This is a genomic window from Paenibacillus ferrarius, assembly GCF_002027705.1.
GTDB lineage: Bacteria > Bacillota > Bacilli > Paenibacillales > NBRC-103111 > Paenibacillus_E > Paenibacillus_E ferrarius.
Map to the genome: position 1 here is coordinate 176,991 of NZ_MBTG01000010.1, position 21,121 is coordinate 198,111.

The window sequence follows — 21,121 nt, forward strand, 5'->3', positions numbered from 1 at the left end:
GCTTTTTTCTTCTTTCAGGAGGTGCGCGTTTGACGAAAAATCCGTTCAAAAAGTCCAGCATTGATTGGCTGTTGTTTGGCGGCTTTGCAGTCCTCATTTTCATCCTGGTCACGATTATGACCTGGTTTAATTCCAGCTTCACCACGAAGGAGAACGTCCAAAGCGTCTCATTTTACCAGCAAAAACTGTTGAATCGCATGGGGGACGAGCTGAACAACCAGATCAAATTTATTGAGCAAACGGCTTCAACCGCTTCGTTAAATAATGATTTGCAGCAGTTTCTATTCTCTCAGCAGGAAGATGTTATTCGGTTTCAGGATATGCGCAATACGTTCTCGAACATCGTGTATACCTCGTCATTTATTAAATCAATCTCGATATATATCGAAGATCCGAAGCTGGTAACAGACATTTACAGCCCCGTGCAAATCTTTGATTTGGAGAGCTTGAAAAAGGAATCATGGTATCCTCTGATTGAAAACAAGCCGCAAGCCTGGATTCCGGAACATCCGGTGCAAAGCTATCTGAAAAATAAAATGCAAATGATCAGTTATACGAAGAAAATTGTCTCGGATTCTGGGCAGTACTACGGGATTATGATGCTGAATACAAGTGCGGCGGGTATTCAGAAAACGATGACCAATGAATCCGAGGACATCAGCCGGCTGTTGATTGATCATGAAGGACGACTCATCACGTCGATTGGCAGTCGGAGCGAGTCCTTTTATGCGAATCATTACAAGAAATTTGCCGAAGAGCTGAACCGTGAAACCGGCTATCAGCGGATCCAGCTGCACAGCGATAAGGACCAGCTCATGGTTTGGTCTAATTTTGAGAATTCAGATTGGTCGATTATTGAGCTAACACCCTGGGAACGCGTAACGGAGAGCAGTATCAAAAGTGTGAAAGTATCCTTATCTATCGGCTGCATTGCCATTGCTTTGGCTTTGGTCATCGCGCTTTTATTATCGCGAGGCTTTACAAAACCTTTGCGATTATTAATCAAAAGAATGAATCAGTTTTCTTTGGAGGAGCCTGCGGTTCAGCTGCCTTCCGACTATAGCAACGAGTTTGGCTCTTTATTTCAGGGGTATACGAACCTTCAGGAACGGATTGGTGAGCTTTATTCGTCCCTAGAGCAGCAGTATAAGCTGCGTCAAGAAGTCGAAGTAAAGGCGCTGCAAGCGATGATCAACCCCCACTTTCTGTACAACACGCTGGATCAAATTAATTGGATGGCTATTCAGGCTGACCAGTCTGATATAAGCAAAGCGATATCGCTGCTGGGTCGAATGTTCCGAATTGGGCTGTCCAATGGGGAGAGCTTGATTCGCATTTCCGAAGAAATTGTGTATACAGAGTGCTACTTGACCATTCAGCAAATCCGTTGGGGTGACAACCTGGAAGTAGAGTTTGAATTGAATTCCGTATGCACAGACTATTATGTGCCGAAATTAACCCTTCAGCCATTCATCGAGAATGCGATTATACATGGATTTAACGGAAGACGATCAGGTCGTATATGCATTAGTTTGCACAAGGATGAGTGTGACCTTTGGATACGAATTGTGGATAACGGTCGCGGCTTGCAAGAGGGCTGGGATCAAACGGCTGCCAGAACCGCTGGGGGTTACGGGATCAAAAATGTGAAGGAACGAATCACCGCGTTATATGGGGCTCCTTACGGAATAGAGATGTCTACCGTGCCCGAAGGAGGGACGCAAGTCGTCATTCGGTTGCCCATAATAGAAAGCATTGCATGACAGGAGGACAAGAAGATGTGGAGACTGGTTGTTGTGGACGATGACTTTCATATCCTGCAAGGCTTCAAGAAAGCGATCATGTGGGAAAAGTTCGGCATTGAGTGGGTTGGAGAAGCGGAGAATGGACAGGACGGGTATGAGCTTATTGCCCGAGAGAAGCCGGATATTGTTCTTACTGATATCTATATGCCGCAGCTGAATGGTTTGGACATGATTGATAGATTGCGCGCAGAAGGCATAGAAGCGAAGTATATCGTGCTCAGCGGGTACTCGGATTTCGAATATGCACGGAAGGCGCTGCGCCTGAACGTCTCTGATTATTTGAGCAAGCCGATCACCCTGGACGACTTGAAACAGGTGCTGGGCAAAGTATTAGATGAATTAAATGAAGAGGTGGAGAACCGTCAAGAATTGACAACGCTTTCCCAGAAAATTTCCATGTATGAGCCTTTTGTCCAGAAACAATGGCTGCGTGCGCTGATTTCCGGTTCAACGGACCCGGTTATATTTGCACAACTGCCGGATGCTTTTGAAGATTGGGATCAGCAGCGGCACTTTGTTATGGCTGTGGAGCTGCTGAGGACGCCAAGAATCAGAAACGCCAGTCTGCAGGATTGGCATTTATTTCGATTCGGCATTGGCAATATTATCAATGAGCTGCTCGCACAGCATTGGCCGGAATCCCAATGCATAGAAATTCAAAGCAGTCACATCATGATTGTGCTTCATGAACCGGAGGCGGTGCCTGAACATACCTCCGTTGATCAAATCGCGGCGCTTGGTCACGAAATCGTACGCTGTATGGACACCTATCTGAAGCTTCAGGTGCGCATTGGCATTGGCGGCTCCAGGCTATCTTGGAGAGAAATCTCCAGCTCAGCAGAGGAAGCGTTCCAGGTTCTTGCGACGGAGGGGAGTTTGTCAGAATCCGTAAAGTTCTTTAGCGTTATTGAACAGAAGCGTACGGAAGGCCGCTTGAATCTGGAACAATTAGAGACGGGGCCTGTTAAGTTTTTTCAAATATTAGCCGATTCTTTGCGTTATATGCAGCTGGATCAAGGCCGCCAAACCGCGAAAGACTTCTTTCGCCAATTTGACAATGTTCACGTCGATGATGGGTATGTCCGCAATTTGGGCATGCAGCTGTGGGCGGTACTTGGCTATGCGCTGAACGATCTGGATGACTTCATTCAGGATATGTATATGAAGATCGACATCCAGAAGGAAATGGAGAATATGTATCGCACGCAGCAGCTGGAAGAATGGCTGCTGGGCAAGCTGGATCAGCTATATGGCAATCGTTCTACGAACGAGAATCCTCGCCATAAGGAAGCAGTGGAATTCATGATTCAGTATATCCATGAGCATTATGCCGAGGATATTACACTGGAGACGTTGGCTAATAAAATTTTCATTTCACGGAATTATTTGAATAAAATTTTCAAAAAAACAACAGGCGAGACGTTCATGAACTACTTGATTCGTGTGCGAATGGAGAAAGCGGAACTGCTGCTGCTCCAAGGCAAATGGATGATTTACGAAGTAGCCGAGCAGGTGGGATATTCAATTCCTTCTTATTTCAGCACTGTGTTCAAGAAGTATACAGGCAAAAATCCGAGCGATTTAATGAAAGATAGAGAGGTTGTTTCGGACGATGTGTGCGATATCTAACTAGAATGATTCATTTGTTATATATAAGTTCGCTTGTAACCGCTTTATACTTTGAGAGGTAAGAACTTTATTTCAAACGAAGAAAAGAGGGGTTTCAATGACAAAGAAATGGTTCAAAGTGCTTACGGGCGCGATGATGGTCGCCTCGGTCGTCACGCTTTCCGCATGCGGAGCAGGAGGAGAGAAGCCGGCCGCAACGACGGATAGCAAGACAGCAGCGGCAACTCCGGCGACATCAGATAAACCGGTTACTTTGCGTATTGTATGGTGGGGTTCTCAGACACGGCACGAAGCGACGCAGAAAGCTTTGGACCTTTATACCACCAAGCATCCAAACGTAAAGTTCGAGCCGGAGTTTTCAGGCTTTGACGGATATTTCCAAAAGCTGTCGACACAAGCGGCAGCTCATAACGCAGCGGATATCATTCAAATGGATGCGGCTTACTTGGCGGAATATGCCGGACGCGGGCAATTGGCCGATCTGAGCCAAGGAATTAATCTAGCCGATGTCGATAAAACATTGGTTGATTCAGGGAAATACAGCAGTAAGCAATTTGCCATTCCGCTGGGCAATAACGCGATGGGCATGGGCTACAACAAAGCGGTTGTAGACTCTTTGGGTATCAAGGCACCAAGCGATGGGTGGACATGGGATGATTATTTCCAATTCGGCAAAGAAGCGAAAGCCAAGCTTGGCGCCGATAAATTTGCCCTATATAACTCGCTGAACGATTTGTTCAGCTATGATATGTACCAGTTGAGCAAAGGAAAAGGCTATTCAGTTACGCAAGAAGGCAAATTCAACATTGACAAAGATACATGGATGGAATGGGCGAACAAGCATCTCGAGCTGACCAAGGCCGGCGTTGTGCTGCCGCCAGACCAGTGGGCAACTGACAAGATTGGCGATCCGAAGCAGGATGTTGTGATTAACGGCAAGTCCCTTATACGCCGGACATTTGCTTCCGAATTCCCAGGCTTAGCTACGAACCTGAAGGGGGCTGCGTTGGTAACAAGTCCCAAAGGCAGCGGCTATCTGAAGCCTTCGATGTTCTGGAGCGTGAGCGCGGATTCCAAAAATGCCGCAGAAAGCAAGAAGTTCATTGATTGGTTCATTAATGATCAGGAAGCGGCGAATATCCTGGGCACATCCAGAGGCATTCCGGTTTCCAAAAAAATTCTGAAGGTTATGGAGCCAACGTTCAATCCAACGGACAAAGCGCAAGTTGACCTCATTAACAAAACTGCTCCTAATGCGCAGCCATTCAATCCAGGTGCTGTTGGCTGGGGGAACTTCCAGAAAGATTATGCCAGTATCGTAGATCTGCTCTCTTTCGGAAAAAGTACAGTAGACAAAACGTATGATGAAATTGTTAAAAAAGCCAAAGAATACGAGAAGAATGCTTCACAAATCGCGAAGTAGGACTGACGTCTAGGCATTGCGGCTGGTTCACGGAGTCCGAAGCCTGCGAAAGTGCAGGCTTTGTCAGAGAAAGTGGTTGAAAAGTGGAAAAGCCTGTGAAAGTGCAGGCTTTTTCAGGGAATGTGGCTGAAAAGTGGAAAAGCCTGCGATTATGCAGGAATTTCAAGCATTATCATCCTGAAATCGGAAATAAGCCGCAAAAAGATGTACAATCGCAGGAATTTATTGATTTTGGGCTAAACCAAGCGCTAAATGATGCATAATCGCAGGTTTTTAAAAAGAAGAACTGTGCACTTCATGGGATTCTGCATCTTTGACTGGGGCTTAGTGATGCCTGACTTCCGGTTAAAAGGCAGGCAGGACTCCTAGTCCCAGCCATCCTAAAGTGAAAAAGGGCTTTCCTCAAGTGTTCTTACTTGTAGGACAGCTCCTCTTCACTAAATGAGCAACTAAGTTTAACGAAGTAAATGTAAACGCTGTCAAAATAACACCCAAACAGGAGGAATATATTATGTTTCAACCTAAAAAGTACATTCACAAAGTGCTCGGTTGCGTTGTCATGCTAAGCTTGTTGTTTCAAGGGACTAGCTATGCAGCAACAGATTATGCGCACGGTAAGGTACCGATTAAGGATATTTACCCGACGCAGCAAAGCGTCATGAACAATCTGACAACACAAAAGGATAAATTGCTTGTTGGACAGCAGCCGGATGGCAATTTCGAGGATTTTCCGCATAATACGAATATCATCCCGAACTGGAATTTCGAAAATGGCGGAACCGCGCCGACGGATTGGTCGAAGATAAGCTATGCAGGTACTCCGGCCTATACCTATGTGACTAATGATGTGGCAGGCGCTCAAGCGGGCAAAAGAATGGTGCAAATTGATTCAAGCGCGGCTTCGACGATGGGGGCTTGGACAACAAGTCTTGCCAGCGTTCTGCCTGGCCAGAATTATTACTTCAGCGTCTATTATAAGACGACGAATATAGTCTCGACAGATCGAGGAGTGACTGCGCGGATATCGTTCATGGATGCTGCGAACAATTCCGTCTCGACGAGCGTTTACTTTGATGGCAAGATTGGCACGCAAGATTGGTCGGAGCTGAAGGGAGACGTGGAAATTCCGGCGAACCTGAGCAATCTGGATCACGTGACGATAGAGCTGATGTTATGGAATGCAACCGGCTCGGTAGCTTTTGATGCGGCACGCTTCATGAATCGCAAAGTGGCTGCCAATAAGGAAGGGCCGAAGGAAACCAGCTTTGAGAATGTAACCATTGATACGACCAATAACTATGCGATTCCATGGAGACTCGTGACATCTACTGGAAATCCAAGCTTTTCAATTGATGCCGGGCAAGCCAAAACGGGAACAAAAAGCGCTAAAATTACGGCAAGCACCGCGACTACCGCATCTTGGACGCAAGACGTCCATTTGACGCAAAAAACATTCAATATTTCCACCTGGTACAAAACGAGCAATGTCCTCTCATCCGACAAAGGTGTTGCCGTGGGCATTCGTTTTAAAGACGCGAATAACGGGGATGTGGCACCGGAAGTATTCTTGAATGGCACCGCGGGCACGAACGGCTGGACACGCCTTGCTGGTCAATTCACGGTCCCTGTCTCCACAGCGCAGGATCACGTAGAAATATCGCTGTATCTCTATAATGCGACAGGTACGGTGTGGTTTGATGAGCTGCAAGTTGAATACGCGAGTGTGCTCAGCAATGGAAGCTTCGAAGCAACAGCAAGCGGTACGACTCCGGATGCTTGGAGCTACAGCGCCCCTGAAGGCAGTCCGAAACCAACCAAACTGTATGATACAACAGGCGCGAACGCGAGCAGCGGAGCTGACAGCATTGGGATCAACTCCACTTCAAACACGGGAAGAGCTTACTGGAATCAACAATATACAGGAACATATCGTGAGGGAGACGGAAGGGTATTCAAAGCGAAGTATAAAACGTCGGCCGCTTTTAGCTCAGACGGGGCTCAGGCTGTTAACGGTGTTACGCTGCGTGTTAACTTCTTGAAGGCCGATGGGACGAATGTTGCCCCTTCTGTCTATGTGACGGCACAGCCATCAACGACTTGGCAGGAAATCAGTGCGGTCTTCTCTGTACCGACAGGTACCGTGAAGGTTGAGGTCAATTTGGGATTATGGTATGCCAGCGGGACCGTTTGGTTTGACGATGCAGAATTGATTGCGCCTAGACAAGGCGGGGATATGACTGACAATACGATCGGCGGTGCTGCGCTTCTAACCTATTGGTGGAACCAAAACGGCAGATCGGATGCCGATGTGCAGAAGGCTGCGCAGAAAGCTGTTGATTTCTATATTAACAAAAGAACATACACGCTCGACAACCCGGACACGACTTATTTAAGAACGATTAACAGCGGAGAATACTACAATCGCTTCTATATTGACGGTGAGGGCGATGCAATTGGCGACTATCCGACAACGGCATGGGCACTAAACTCGATTGGTCAAATTTTGAAATACGGTGCGGAAAGCGGCAAGCCGCAGCTGCTCACCGCTGCTCAGAAAACGACGCTCGAGACGATTGCCAGATCGCTTTGGAGATGGCTGACCCGAACCTCGATTTACAATCCGCAAAATGCTGATAACCAAGCCATTGGCACGGTGGTAGGCGGTTTAACGTTAGGCAAGGTTCTGAACGACACGGCTCTGCAAAATGAAGCCATCGCTTATTACAATACAGGCGTGAATGGCACGAATAATCCAATTGCTGATCCGGGGAACGGCGGGGCATTTGGCGGCGTCAGAAACGATCGTATTCTGGCAAATGGACATATGATTTTCGATGAAAAAGAAAAGTTCGATGCGCATTACGGTTTCTATGCCCTTTCGTTCTTGTCTGACTTGTACCTGCTTGTCAACGACAAAACGTCCAATTTCTATTTGGACGGTGCCGAAATGGCTGCTTATATCAATGAGCGCCTTTCCGAAAACGGATGGCTGTACGCCGGCTCCAGACACGATGAGTCTGATGGAGACGAAGGCAACATTACCTATTACGGGAATAATGTATTCAGCCATGAAACCGGCTATGATCTAGGCAGATTGCTGGCGGTCAGGGTGAATTTCGCAGACAGCAGCTATACCCCTGAAGTAATTGGGCACCGCGCACATTCGAACATTGAGATGCATGAACATTTCAAGACTTGGAGCGGAAGCAAGCCAACCTACAACAATGAGTTCAGTTTGAGCAAAAATAACGTATCGGTCTATTTCAATAAATCAGGCACGAATTTGGCTACGCCTCAAGCCATCTCAGTTCAAGGCGCTGCTTTCACGGAAGCGGCTGTGAATGGCGGCAGGGGCGAAGGGCTTTACTACAAGGATACGAATAATGCTTGGAATTTCTTAGTGAATTCTGGATCAGGTACGAATGCGTATGCCAGTACAGCGAACTATCAGGTGCGCAAAGTGGATAAGACAAACTCAGCCATTTCGAATACACGCAGTGAATATTGGGTGACGAATGGAACGACCCTTTACAACATTATGGCTGTGAAGTTCAATAGCAATGTTTCGCTCAAAGCGCTGAATCATTTAGTAGGCATGCCGTATATGTCGGCGGCGAATCGAATCATCAACGTATCTAACGGAACTGCGACCTTGGACCTCGCACAGAACAGCGGTTCGATTAGCGGCACGCAATTAACGATGGATGGTCTAAAGTTAAACGGTTGGCCGAACTTGCTCATGGAAAATAACACAGATACAGCGAACTTCGGTTTTAACGTACCAGGCAACTACTACAAAACCATTGAGAAATTGCGCGAGAATCCTGACGAAGGCAGCAAAGCGAACTTTACATGGGGAAATATTAAAAACACGGACAGATTAAGCGTGAATCTCATTGACAGTGCTTCGAACGTGTCCTACGTGAACGGGGATTGGGTTGTTATGGTCATGAAATATTCGGCAAGCGGCAGCACAGAAGGCTTCACGGTTACACCGACATATGCCAACGCAAGCAAATTGACGTTAAGCAACCTGATCGTAGAAGATAGCGGCATGAAGTTTAATTTGACTTGGCCGAATGTCACATTCACCGACAAGGCTAGCTCCGAAACCATCTCGTACTAATCTTGCAACTGGATGGTAGTAAAAGGCTGAAAGTGGTTGATGCTATTCAGATGCTATTCCTATATAATTTCTTCAATGAGGTACTAAAATAAACAATTGGAGAAATGGCTTATGAACCTGTATATCTATTATGTGATATTTGCTTTGATTTTGTTGTCTGGTTCAGTTGCAACCTTTATGATAGGTCTTTCACGCAAAAACCGTGATGGGGATCAAACATATTTTCAAAAAACCGGCGTGAAATGGGTTCGTCTTACAGCTCTATATGTCGTTTCAATTGCTGCAGGCTTGCTAGCCTTGCTGGCGTATATTCATTATTCAGCTTAAAAAAAGAGGACAACTTTTTCCTAGTCAACAGGAAGAAATTGTCCTCTTATTACTTGAAATGAAGCTGCAAAGCGTCATTGATATGTGCAAGTCCAGAATGGATCTCATCCAGTTGAGGTCTGGCATAACTAATGCGAATAAACCCCTGATCAGAGCCATAAACGCTTCCCGGAACGAAAAGCACGCCTCTTTTGATCGACTCGTTAAGCCCCCCAAGAGGCTCTGTAAATGTGACGGAATCGCCCATGCATTGCTGAAGCCCTCGAATCATTTCATTTCTTTTGGTCCATAACCCATTGCGCAAGGTTGCCAGTTGATGCTCGAAATGTCCGCGTCATGAATTGCTCAGCGCCCCACTGCGGAATACTGCTCAAGCCGAAATCCATCTGCTGCCGAGTATCCGCTTCTCGCCTTAATTGTGTTATTCGTCTTATCGAATATCCCCGTAATTCCTTTATTCGACGTGGCGGGCAGACGGCAGCCTTCTTCATTCTGAAATTGGCTGTTTATTAGTGAACATAGTTGGAGGCAAGGCTAAAACTTGCCGGCTTCCTTTATACATATTTTGATAATGGGGTGGTTAGAGTCGCTTGAGTAGTAGGAGTCACGCCCAACCTGTGAGTTTTGCTTCACGTCCGTTTGTATCGCCTAATTCCTGCAAATATGCATCCTTTTTGGCATGGGAATAGGCATATTGGTGAAAAACCTGCAATTATGCATCCTTTCGATACCTTTTTTCGATTCAAGGATGGAAAAGCTTAAAAAGCCTGCATAATCGCAGGCTTTCTAAACATATAAGAATTTATATGTTTCGGGGTTTGGGGTGAGCGAAGCTTACCCCTTATTTAACATATAAGAATTTATATGTTTCGGGGTTTGGGGTGAGCGAAGCTTACCCCTTATTTAACATATAAGAATTTATATGTTTCGGGGTTTGGGGTGAGCGAAGCTTACCCCTTATTTAAAATTTTTGGTAAAATAGAGGTATGGACCCGAACGTAATGAAGCGAATATTTTTTGTGGTTTCACACAATTTGATCAAAAAAGCCTGCACTTTTGCAGGTTTTGCAAAATCGGTGGTACCTATAGCTGGCACATTCGCTAACCTTGGTTTTGTGCTAGTTCCTTATTATTGTAAAGATAACCAAACGAATATTTAAATGTGGTTGGAATGGCTGGAGTAGCTGAAGTAGTTGGAGTTGGTTGGAGTTACTGGAGTGGTTGGAGTAACTGGAGTGGTTGGAGTAACTGGAGTGGTTGGAGTAACTGGAGTGGTTGGAGTAGCTGGAGTGGTTGGAGTGGCTGGAGTGGCTGGAGTGGCTGGAGTGGCTGGAGTGGTTGGAGTAACTGGAGTAACTGGAGTGGTTGGAGTAGCTGGAGTTGGTTGGAGTAGCTGGAGTGGTTGTAGTGACTGGAGTGACTGAAGTGGTTGGAGTAGCTGAAGTGGTTGTAGTGACTGGAGTGGTTGAAGTGGTTGAAGTGGTTGGAGTAGCTGGAGTAGTTGAAGTGGCTGGAGTGGCTGAAGTGGTTGGAGTGGCTGGAATGGCTGGAGTAGCTGGAGTGGCTGAAGTAGTTGGAGTCCCGCCCACGCTGTGAGTTTTTGCTTCATGACGTTTGTTTCGCCTAATTCCTGCAAATATGCATCCTTTTTGGCTTGGGAATAGGCATATTGGCGAAAAACCTGCAAATATGCATCCTTTCGAGACCTTTTTTCGTTTTTAGGATGGAAAAGCTTAAAAAGCCTGCATAAGGTCAATATAATCAACTCCGAGATTGAACAGACTGGCATCCACAGACTTTTTGATAAATGCCGGGTCTCCCTTTGGTCCTTGCGTATGCGTTATTCCGAATTTGGTTGCAAGTATCGCCTTATCCCGCGGATCTTCGAGTGCACGTCCAACCAGCTTCTCGTTGCCTCCGAATCGCTGCAATGTCAGCGTTTATGTACGATGAAATCAAGGATTGCTAAAAAGAGGGAATTGATTAGTGCGCCATGAATAATTAAGTAACAGAAGCATTGAAAAGAGGAATAAACATGGAGCATATACATGGTTCTTATGATGTGGCGCTAGTCATTTTTTCTTATATAGTTGCCGTAGTAGCATCCTATACGGTTCTTGATTTAGTCGGGAAAATAAGCAGCTCCAAAGGGGGATACCGATGGTTATGGCAGCTTTTTGGGGCGATAGCGATGGGAATGGGCATATGGTCGATGCATTTTGTCGGCATGCTTGCCTTTTCATTAAGCGTCCCGGTTGCTTATAATTTGTTAACGGTCATACAATCCGTCATTGTGGCTATTGCAGCTTCGTTCATTGCCTTATTTGTGGTGGGTCGAAGCGAGCTGAAGTTGAGCCAACTGCTGTTAGCTGGCGTACTGCTGGCTGCCGGTATTTCTGCGATGCATTATATTGGCATGGCAGCGATGCAGATTGATATATCATATCGTCCATTATATTTTAATTTATCCATTCTAATTGCTATCGTCGCCTCTATAGCGGCATTATGGCTATCTTTTTACTTCCGAAAAGGGACTGGCTCCCGAAAAGTTTGGGAGAAGCTGGGCAGTGGATTCATCATGGGGGCTGCTATTGTTGGCATGCATTACACAGGAATGGTCGCAGCTGAATTTCACTTGGGAGTGAAATCTACCTTAACGACAGGGATGATACTGGATCAGAAATTTCTGGCCTATTTTATCACAGGCGGAACGCTGCTTACCTTAGGGTTGTCCTTATTTGGGATTTTCATTTCAAATCGTTTGACGCGCAAGGACTTTGAGCTTATGGAGAATGAAAAGTGGTACAGATCCTTGTTCGAGAACAATCAGGATGGCATCCTCACGGTGGACCTCGACTATCGAATTAAAGGCTCCAACCCAGCGGTATCTAGACTAACCGGATTACCCAGGGATTGGTTTCACCATCAAACCGTTGATAAGCTTTATCCCATTATTGTGATGGAAGAGCAAGAGCGTACCAGAAATTTCTTCATCAGCTCGCTAGGTGGGGAATTGCAGAGGTATGAAACCGTCATTATTCATCAAAATGGAGATAGAGTGAATCTAAGCGTGATTAACGTGCCCGTCATACTTGAGGGAAAAGTTGTAGGAAGCAATATCATTGTGCGGGACATTACGTCAGAAAAATTAGCCATGGATCGTATCGAATATCAGGCTTACCACGATGAATTAACTGGGATGCCGAACAGGCGGATGTTCAACGAGGTTCTTGCTCAAAAGATTGTTAGCCAACCGAAACAGTTTGCGGTTATGGTTATGGATATTGATCGTTTTAAAATGATAAATGATTCGCTGGGCCATACGTATGGCGATCTATTTTTACAGGAGATGAGTGAGCGAATCCGCACGTGTATAAGTGATTTCCAAGTCACACTTGCAAGAATTGGCGGCGACGAGTTTACGCTTTTATATGAAAATGAAAGTATAGAAGAGATTTCCGAATTGGCGGAACGCATTATTCAGGTTATCGCGCTTCCATATCGACTCAAGGAAAATGATTTCTACGTCACTGCGAGCATCGGAATCGCCCTATATCCGCTTGATGGCGAAGATGCCGTTCAACTGCTTAAGCATGCGGACACCGCGATGTATGAGGTTAAGAAAAATGGTAAAAATGGCTTCCAATTTTACAGCCAGGAATTAAACAATCACTTACAAGAAAGAATTGAATTAGAAAATGATTTGAGGAAAGCCATTCCTCATAATGAATTGTTTCTGTATTATCAACCGCAAATCCGTGCAGGCGACAGTCAAATGATAGGCGTTGAAGCGCTGGTACGCTGGGGACATCCAACGAAAGGGACCTTATCTCCAGGCCTTTTCATCCCGATTGCCGAGGAGACGGGGTTGATTTATGAAATGGGGACATGGGTACTCCGTGAAGCTTGCCGGCAAATGAAAGAGTGGCATAACGCGGGAGGACCGCTTATTCCGGTTTCTGTCAATCTTTCGTCCCAGCAATTCCATCAATCTAATTTAATTGAACAAATCAAAGCCATTCTAGAGGAAACCGGACTGGAACCCCAATATTTGGAGCTGGAAATAACGGAAAGTATGATGATGGACCCAACGATATCAAGTCCCATATTGAATCAATTAACGGAGTACGGGGTGCGAATCAGTTTGGATGATTTCGGGACAGGGTACAGTTCTCTTAGTTATTTGAAGCTGCTTCCGATCCACAAGCTGAAGATTGATCGCTCTTTTATTCGAGATATTACGGAAAATGAGAATGATAAAGCCATTGTTTCTACGATCATCTCCATGGCGCAGTTTTTGAATATGGATGTGATTGCGGAAGGCATCGAAACGAAGGAACAGCTTGAAATTCTAATGGAGAATGATTGCAAGAAGATACAAGGTTATTATTTTAGCCGACCGCTGCCTGCCGATGAAGTGGAGAATGTGTTTTTTGCTCCGATGCGAATTGTTGGCGAGAAGGTGCGCAAATGAGCTGAGTTCAACTAATATTGTACCGCCGAGAGAGGGAACTATGTTCCCTTATTCGTGCTCAAACGAGCCATTAGGCTAGTCAAGCGGAACTACGGTACGCTATTTTGTCTGATTTGCTGGAATTTCCCCCTGGAGAGGTGAAATAGGGGATCATACTTCCCTTTCAGCTGCAAATAGGCGATTTTGAGTCAAATAGAGGAACATAGTTCCTTTTGGTGAGTAGGGTTCTGAGATTTTCAAAGAAAAGTAAAGTTTGAGGGTTTGAAACCCCAAAAAAAAGGAGTCATTTGTGCATGTTAACTAACTGAGAAATCGTGCACTCATACGCGGAAAGTCCTTCGGTAAATCGAAGGGCTTATTTGCATATGCTGCGAGAAAACACGGCTGAAGTAGAAAGCATTCTGGAAGCCGCATTGCTCTGCGATGGCATCCAGTGTATCTGTGGATTCAATCAGCAGCAATCTAGCTCGGGCCAGCCTGACCTTCGTGACGTATTTGACGGGCGACATGCCAAAAGCGGCTTGAAACCGCCTTGTAAGCTGGGAAGCCCCGATTCGGAGCGTATCTGCTAGTTGCTGCAATGACAGATCAGGCTCAAAAGCCTGCTTTTCAATAAAGGCTGCAGCCTGATTCATCAAGGGGTCAATTTTGCCTGATGTGTCGCGTTTGGCAGCATTAAATTCACGATTGGCTATGTAAATTAAGTCCTCCAGAAGATGTTGAACCTCTTCAGTCTGAGTATCTCCTGCGTTATCTTCCTCCTGCCAGTTCTGCAAATACCGATAGGTTGAGCTAAGTCTGCCAACATCTGCAATGCGTATTTTGCTGGGAAGTGTCCAATTGCCCTCATGCGAGAATTCGGCAAAGTGAAAGGTGACGGGTTCCAAAGCTCGCCGCTTCAGCGTGCATCCAGGTGGACAAAAAACCAACTCGCCAAACTCTGCTGTTTGCTCCCCTTGATCGGTGCCTTCCACAGAAAAGGTGAACCTGCCGGATTCGGCAGCGAGCATGCACCAGCCTCCGTAGGTATCTTCTGCGAGAGAAAACTGTTCTCTCTGTTTACCATAATAGTAGCGCATGAACTTGATTTTCCAACTCACGAATTGACCCCCACTTCGATGCAAAAAAGTATATGAAATAGTATAACTTACTGCATGGATAAAGGGAATATTCAGCTTTATTATTAGCTTATAAGCAAGCTGATCACTTAAGTGAATTAACAAAAAAACAAATGAGAGGCGGAAATAATGATGAAAAAGACAGCATTGAACATTTTAACAGAAGAGCAATTACAGACCTATAACGAACAGGGGTATCTCGTGCTAAGAGGCGTTTTCTCAGAGCAGGAAGCGAAGGTGATTCAAACGGAATGCGACCAACTGCTTACGCTTAGTGACTATACGGATAAATACAATATCCGTGCGGGACATAAGGGCTACGCGGATGGGCGTGTTGCCATTGAGCGTCTGGATCCCGTGCATGATATTTCGGCTGTTTTCGCTGATTTAGTGAAAGATGAGCGTATTTTATCTCCACTGAGAGATATTTATTTGGATGAGCCGACGCTATTCAAAGATAAGCTGATCTTTAAGCTGCCAGGCTCAAATGGCTATGCCATGCATCAGGATGCAGCGTGGTGGCAAGGTTTCCCAATCGAAGGTTTGATTTCTGTCATGGTAGCCATTGATGGGGCAACTACGGTTAACGGAGGGCTGGAGTTGTTCCCAGGCTATCACGAAAGACTGCGTTCCACGGCGGGAGAACTGCGGAATATGAATGCGGAAGAAATTGCAGAAATCGATTTGACAACCGGTACAATTGTGGAAACGAATCCGGGGGATATCATTATATTCCACTCGTTTACTCCCCATCAAAGCGGAGCGAATGTGTCGGATGTCAGCCGGAAACAGCTGTACTTGACCTATTCCCCAAGCAAAAATGGCGATTTGTACAAAGCCCATTATCAGCATTACCAACGTTATAGTTTGAAAGGCAAAGAAACGGATGGCTTTTATTTGTTGTAGATGATGTAGATGATTATAGGATGAAAGATGAGCCTTCAATACTACGCGTTTCGTGGTGTTGAAGGTTTTTTGCAGCGAGAGGTAGATTTTACTTCAATTATCGTTTAAAATGAATATAATGAAACTTGATTTCATACAATGAAACTAAGAGGTGATGCGATGACTTATTCGTTCATTGGTTTAGATCACGTTCAATTGGCTGCTCCTGAAGGCTGCGAGGAGCAGGCGAGAAGTTTCTTCGTTGATTTGCTAGGCTGGCAGGAGATCCCGAAGCCTGAGTTGCTGCAAGCGCGTGGCGGCATTTGGGTGCAGTGCGGTGCACATCAGGTGCATATTGGCGTTCAGAAGGATTTTGCTGCCGCGACCAAAGCACATCCCGCTTTTCGAGTTCAACATCTCGATAAATTAAGGGAATACTTGATTCGATCGGATATTTCAGTTATGGATGATGAGGCGCGTTGTGATGAAGGGGTTCGGCGTTTTTATATGCATGATCCATTCGGGAATCGGTTAGAATTTCTAGAACAGCTTGATAAATAGATGAAAGCGGAGCGTGATTGAGTATGGATAATAAAAAAAGGTTCTCCAATCGTGTTGATGCATATGTGAAATATCGTCCGACGTATCCAACGGGAATGCTTGATTATTTGTACAGTGCAGTTGGACTAAGTTCGGAAAGCACTGTAGCTGACGTTGGAGCTGGAACGGGCATTTTCTCCGGTCTGCTTCTGGAACGGGGAAGCAATGTCATAGCTGTCGAGCCGAATGAGGCGATGCGGGCAGCTGCTGAACAGAAGCTGGATACCGAAGCGAAATTTCAGGCGGTTGGTGGCGCAGCGGAAGCGACAGGCTTATCTGATCAATCCGTCGATTTTATCGTATGTGCGCAATCTTTTCATTGGTTTGATCGAGCCGCGACACAAGCGGAGTTTAGGAGAATTTTAAAACCTGGGGGCAAGGTAGTCCTCATCTGGAACTCGCGTCTAACAGAGGGGACCCCGTTTCTGGAGGCGTATGAACAACTGCTTCTTACATTTGGTACGGATTATGAGCAAGTGAAGCATAAGAACATATCTGCTGACAGTTTGGCGCAATTTTTTAAACAAGGCGGTATGAAGCAAGCACAATTTACCATGGGCCAGGAGCTTGATTTGGAGGCATTGAAGGGTCGATTGCTGTCGTCCTCCTACAGCCCTTTGCCTGGGCATGCGAATTATGAGCCGATGATCGCCGAGATCGAAGCGATTTTCGATAGGACCCAGCAGGAGGGCGTTGTTCATTTTGATTATGAGACGCTAGTTTATTGGGGCGAGGTTTAGAGGAAAGCAATTGCGGCTGTCTTGTAGTATTAACTACAGGTACAGCCTTTTTTTCGTTCCATTTGGCTTTGATCTGGACGGCAATTATTGATTTGCGGATGATAATTCTGGTGATCCCGATGTCGCTAAGGCATATTGCTTAAATAAGGACAAGTCGTTATGATAAGAAAAATAGAAATCAGACATGGACGGAGGAGGAAGCTTAGTGGCTCAGTGGAGTAACCGCATACATGCATTGGAGCTGAAAACAAAGCTGACGTTTGTACATAGTAAAGGGGTTGTAAGTCATTATGCTGCAAAGATTGAAGGGAGTTTGGCTGTTTAATGTTAGGGCAGACGTACTCGCTGGTTTGACCGCTACACTGGCACTTATTCCAGATTCTATCGCGTTTTCATTTATTGCTGGCGTGAACCCAATGGTTGGTGTTTATGCGTCAGTCTGCATGCTCATTGTGCTCTCGGTCTTCGGGGCTAGGCCTGCCATGCTGTCTGCTGCTGCCGGCTCCATGGCCGTACTCATGACCTCACTTGTCCTTAACCATGGCGTTGAGTATTTATTCGCGGCGACTTTGCTAACGGGTATTTTGCAATGGCTAATGGGCGTGTTGAAAATGGGGAGATGGATGAATTACGTGCCGCACGCGGTCGTTATAGGTTTTATTAACGCATTAGCTATCCTGATTTTCCTATCCCAGTTAAAATATTTCCATGGGGAGTCGTGGTGGATGGGACTTATCGTTGTTGGTACTTTAGCCATTATTTATTTATGGCCCAAAGTGACTAAAGCGATTCCTTCTCCGCTTATTGCCGTAACGGCAATGACCGTTTTGACGCTGTTTCTCGGTGGAGCCATGACAACGGTTGGGGACATTGCCCCTTTGACTGCGGCGTGGCCGACTCTGCATATTCCCCAAGTAGCATGGAATTTGCAGACGTTGTTTATCATTTTGCCATACTCATTGTCACTCGCTATTGTTGGGTACTTCGAAACACTGCTGACCCAAAACTTAATAGATGAACGGACGGGAACAGTGACAAGCAAGGAAAAGGAAATGAAAGGCCAAGGCATAGCGAATTTCGTGTCGGGCTGGTTTGGCGGAATGGCGGGCTGCGCGCTTGTTGCCGAATCAGTCATTAATACGAAGCTCGGCGGACGAGGCCGATTATCCAATTTGGCCGCAGGGGTTGGTTTACTGCTGCTTATCGTAGCGTTCGGGAAAGTAGTCGCTTTGATTCCTATGGCTGCATTGATCGGTGTCATGCTCATGGTTTGCTACGAAATTTTTGATTGGAAATATGTCTGGGCCATGCGCCGCAAGCCTAAGAGCGATGGGGTGATTATGGTGATGACCGCAGCCGTGTCCGTGGTCACGCGTGATCTGGCCAAAGGTGTTGCCGTTGGTGTTGCCATTCACCTGATTATGCTCCTGTATCGATCACGAAAGCCGGCAAATGCTGTGTAGTGCGAATCTTGCAAGCAGTACAGCGTTTGCGATATGTTTAATGAATTACGAATAAATCAAATGGAGGGACCGATGAATATTCAACTTGAAACAGCATTGTGTCACCAATTCGGCATTCGGTATCCGATCTTTCTGGCAGGAATGGCAGGTGGACCTTCGACAGTTAAGTTGACGAGCGGCGTATCCAATGCGGGTGGACTTGGGACTTTGGGAGCGGCGTATATGGAACCAAACGCGATTCGTAAAGCGATTCAGGAGATACGGATGCAAACCGCAGCGCCTTTTGGTGTTAATCTATTTGCGATTCGGACCAGCGATGATCAAAAGAGATTGGCGGAAGCGCTGCGTGTATTGAATCCAATAAGGGAAGCCGTTGGATTATCGGCTGCTGATTTTAGGGAAATAACGTCGCCGGACCTGTTTGAAGAGCAGATTGCTGTCCTGCTGGAGGAGAAGGTCCCTGTAATCAGCACGGCTTTTGGCGTACTGCCGGAAGCTTATATGAAGCAGGCAAAGTTGGCCGGCCTTCTCGTGGTTGCGATGGTGACGACGGTTCAAGAAGCGTTGCTGGCGCAAGAAGCGGGATGTGATGCGGTAGTTGCCCAAGGAACAGAAGCCGGAGGGCATCGCGGCACATTTGATATAACGGCTCATCCGATGGGAGCGAACATTGGCACGATGGCGTTAGTCCCCCAAATGGTGGACAAACTGAGCATTCCGGTAATTGCCGCCGGAGGCATTATGGATGGCAGAGGGCTTGTTGCCGCGTTGGCACTTGGTGCCCAAGGCGTTCAGATGGGTACGCGCTTCTTAACGGCAGTAGAATCTGGTGCCCACACCGCGTACAAACGTGCTTTGCTCGAAAGCACCGAAGAAAGCACCGTGTTGACGAAAGGGTTCTCAGGTCGTCCGGCCCGCGGGATTAAGAATACATTTATCCGGCAATGGGAAGCAAGCGGTATAGATCCACTCCCATTCCCGACGCAAAATACGCTGACACGCGAAATCCGAAATGCTGCCGCTACCGCGCAGAATGCCGAGTATATGTCATTGTGGGCGGGACAGGGTACTCGACTGCTGACCTCAGAGCAATCGGCGGAAGACATCGTTGCACAGACGGTTCAAGAAGCTAGAGCCATTTTGGCTTAATAAAAAAACGATGGCATCCAGATGTTTGATCTGGCTCCATCGTTTTTTCGTTGATCTAGCGATTCTTAGAATTTATCAAAACTCACAAATTCTCCGACCGGTTTACGGTAGCCGCGAGGTCTGCGTTTCTCTGTATCTTCCTTCCCAAGAGCGACTAACAGTACAGGCACATAATTAGCTGGAATGTTCAGCGCTTGCGTTAGCATTCCTGCGTCGAAGCCAATCATCGGGCAGGTATCCCACCCTTTATCTTTGGCAGCGAGCATGAAGAGTTGAGCGGAGAGGCTGGCATTCCGTATAGCTTCATCGCGCATGAAGCCTTCGCCGCGCTCTTGATAAAACTGAGTGACGGATTCCACGGTCATATCGTATTCCTGTTTGCTGAATACACCAAGTTGAAGGAAACCCTCGTTGATTTTGGCAACATCTTGATAGGCATCGAGACTGCCTAATACGACAATGACAGCCGAAGCTGATTGGACCTTGTACTGTTTGTATGCAGCGTTGTAGACGGCATCTTTGACAGCAGGATCTTTTACCACGATGTAATGGGAATGCTGGAGGTTAAAAGCTGACGGGGCAAACTTGACGGTATTGAATATGTCATTTAAATCTTCATTCGGAATTTCGATATTCGGAATAAATTTATTGGCTGACCGACGTTCTTTCACGATGGATATAAAATCATTCATAGGTACACACTCCAATTATGTCTTAAATTTAAGATTCTTTATTATGAGATAATCATAAGCTTTATTTGGGTAAATGTCAATCATTGTCGTTTTTCGGATACGACATTTACTCGCCTATATAACGAGATCCTTATTGACAGATTTATGATCACATTTTATATTAGTTGTACATACAAAATACGAAATAGGAACGTTCAACTTTGCATATACTATTTAGCAGATAGGAGAGACGATCATGGATGAAGACTTCCTGCAAAATTGCTTGTTTTTTACTACAAATAGATTAAGTCGTGCCATTACAAAAATGGCTGAAGAAGAATTTGCCCCAACCGGATTGACGCCGATGTACGGCTATTTAATTCGACTAGTGAATAACACGCCTGGCATTTCCCAGAAGGAATTAGCGGAAAAGCTGTATATTGCTGCGTCCACATTGACAAGATTTATCGATAAATTGGAAGGCAAACAATTGGTTGAACGCCAAGTATCTGGCAAAACAGTGCTCGTGTATCCCACTCCCAAAGGCACAGCGCTATTAGATGAAATTCGCAAAGCTTCCAAAAGGTTAAAAGAACGCTACAGTGAAGTGTTGGGAGATGAGCGTGCAGTTAATCTTTCAAACCATCTTGTTGTGACGAGTGAGGAATTGGAACAATAATTTTTTTGTTTTATTTTGTATGTACAACTAAA

17 protein-coding genes are annotated in these 21,121 nt (G+C 45.9%); 13 read left to right on the forward strand and 4 right to left on the reverse strand.

The annotated features are described in order from the left end of the window. The first annotated feature begins 29 nt into the window (after positions 1–29). From BC351_RS12315 to BC351_RS12340, 5 genes are all read left to right on the forward strand, one after another. A complete protein-coding gene (locus BC351_RS12315; RefSeq protein ID WP_079412329.1) occupies positions 30–1,763 on the forward strand; it encodes a cache domain-containing sensor histidine kinase in 1,734 nt (577 codons plus the stop codon). Between the two features lie 15 nt (positions 1,764–1,778). Then, entirely contained in the window at positions 1,779–3,434 is a 1,656-nt protein-coding gene (locus tag BC351_RS12320) for a response regulator transcription factor (RefSeq protein WP_079412333.1), read from the forward strand. A 97-nt stretch (positions 3,435–3,531) separates the two neighbouring features. After that, positions 3,532–4,857, forward strand: a complete 1,326-nt coding sequence (locus BC351_RS12325; RefSeq protein WP_079412338.1) for an ABC transporter substrate-binding protein — start codon at positions 3,532–3,534, stop codon at positions 4,855–4,857. Positions 4,858–5,368: 511 nt separating this feature from the next. Next, entirely contained in the window at positions 5,369–8,983 is a 3,615-nt protein-coding gene (locus tag BC351_RS12335; RefSeq protein ID WP_079412344.1) for a carbohydrate binding domain-containing protein, read from the forward strand. A 111-nt stretch (positions 8,984–9,094) separates the two neighbouring features. Next, a complete protein-coding gene (locus BC351_RS12340) occupies positions 9,095–9,310 on the forward strand; it encodes a hypothetical protein (protein ID WP_079412348.1) in 216 nt (71 codons plus the stop codon). Positions 9,311–9,359: 49 nt separating this feature from the next. Here the strand turns inward: BC351_RS12340 and BC351_RS12345 are convergent, their stop codons facing one another. Beyond that, positions 9,360–9,581 (reverse strand): hypothetical protein, encoded by a 222-nt coding sequence (locus BC351_RS12345; RefSeq protein ID WP_079412350.1) that lies wholly within the window; start codon positions 9,579–9,581, stop codon positions 9,360–9,362. A gap of 1,127 nt (positions 9,582–10,708) precedes the next feature. On the opposite strand from BC351_RS12345, the gene BC351_RS42210 reads away from it, so the two are divergent. Continuing rightward, positions 10,709–10,906: a hypothetical protein gene (locus tag BC351_RS42210; RefSeq protein WP_167388016.1), complete on the forward strand. Its 198-nt coding sequence runs from the start codon at positions 10,709–10,711 to the stop codon at positions 10,904–10,906. Positions 10,907–11,043: 137 nt separating this feature from the next. On the opposite strand, the gene BC351_RS12355 is transcribed toward BC351_RS42210, so the two are convergent. Further along, positions 11,044–11,241: an aldo/keto reductase gene (locus BC351_RS12355; RefSeq protein ID WP_244208972.1), complete on the reverse strand. Its 198-nt coding sequence runs from the start codon at positions 11,239–11,241 to the stop codon at positions 11,044–11,046. Positions 11,242–11,345: 104 nt separating this feature from the next. On the opposite strand from BC351_RS12355, the gene BC351_RS12360 reads away from it, so the two are divergent. After that, positions 11,346–13,784, forward strand: a complete 2,439-nt coding sequence (locus BC351_RS12360) for an EAL domain-containing protein (RefSeq protein ID WP_079412354.1) — start codon at positions 11,346–11,348, stop codon at positions 13,782–13,784. 320 nt (positions 13,785–14,104) lie between these two features. Here the strand turns inward: BC351_RS12360 and BC351_RS12365 are convergent, their stop codons facing one another. Then, positions 14,105–14,884 carry a helix-turn-helix domain-containing protein gene (locus BC351_RS12365; protein ID WP_079412356.1) on the reverse strand — a complete coding sequence of 260 codons (780 nt, stop codon included), beginning with the start codon at positions 14,882–14,884 and terminating at the stop codon, positions 14,105–14,107. Between the two features lie 147 nt (positions 14,885–15,031). On the opposite strand from BC351_RS12365, the gene BC351_RS12370 reads away from it, so the two are divergent. The 5 genes from BC351_RS12370 (at position 15,032) to BC351_RS12390 (ending at position 19,739) form a co-directional block, all read left to right on the forward strand. Then, the gene (locus BC351_RS12370; protein WP_079412357.1) at positions 15,032–15,808 is read left to right on the forward strand and encodes a phytanoyl-CoA dioxygenase family protein; all 777 of its coding nucleotides are present in this window, start codon (positions 15,032–15,034) and stop codon (positions 15,806–15,808) included. A 159-nt stretch (positions 15,809–15,967) separates the two neighbouring features. Then, positions 15,968–16,348: a VOC family protein gene (locus tag BC351_RS12375; protein ID WP_079412359.1), complete on the forward strand. Its 381-nt coding sequence runs from the start codon at positions 15,968–15,970 to the stop codon at positions 16,346–16,348. Positions 16,349–16,371: 23 nt separating this feature from the next. Continuing rightward, entirely contained in the window at positions 16,372–17,127 is a 756-nt protein-coding gene (locus tag BC351_RS12380; RefSeq protein ID WP_079412361.1) for a class I SAM-dependent methyltransferase, read from the forward strand. Positions 17,128–17,417: 290 nt separating this feature from the next. Then, positions 17,418–18,590, forward strand: coding sequence for a SulP family inorganic anion transporter (locus BC351_RS12385; protein WP_079412363.1), 1,173 nt, complete (start codon positions 17,418–17,420; stop codon positions 18,588–18,590). Between the two features lie 72 nt (positions 18,591–18,662). Beyond that, entirely contained in the window at positions 18,663–19,739 is a 1,077-nt protein-coding gene (locus BC351_RS12390) for an NAD(P)H-dependent flavin oxidoreductase (protein WP_079412365.1), read from the forward strand. A gap of 65 nt (positions 19,740–19,804) precedes the next feature. On the opposite strand, the gene BC351_RS12395 is transcribed toward BC351_RS12390, so the two are convergent. Next, complete coding sequence (locus tag BC351_RS12395; RefSeq protein WP_079412367.1) at positions 19,805–20,431, reverse strand: nitroreductase family protein; 627 nt, start codon at positions 20,429–20,431, stop codon at positions 19,805–19,807. A gap of 235 nt (positions 20,432–20,666) precedes the next feature. Here BC351_RS12395 and BC351_RS12400 point away from each other — a divergent pair, with 235 nt between their 5' ends. After that, positions 20,667–21,089, forward strand: coding sequence for a MarR family winged helix-turn-helix transcriptional regulator (locus BC351_RS12400; RefSeq protein ID WP_079412368.1), 423 nt, complete (start codon positions 20,667–20,669; stop codon positions 21,087–21,089). Positions 21,090–21,121 lie beyond the last annotated feature (32 nt).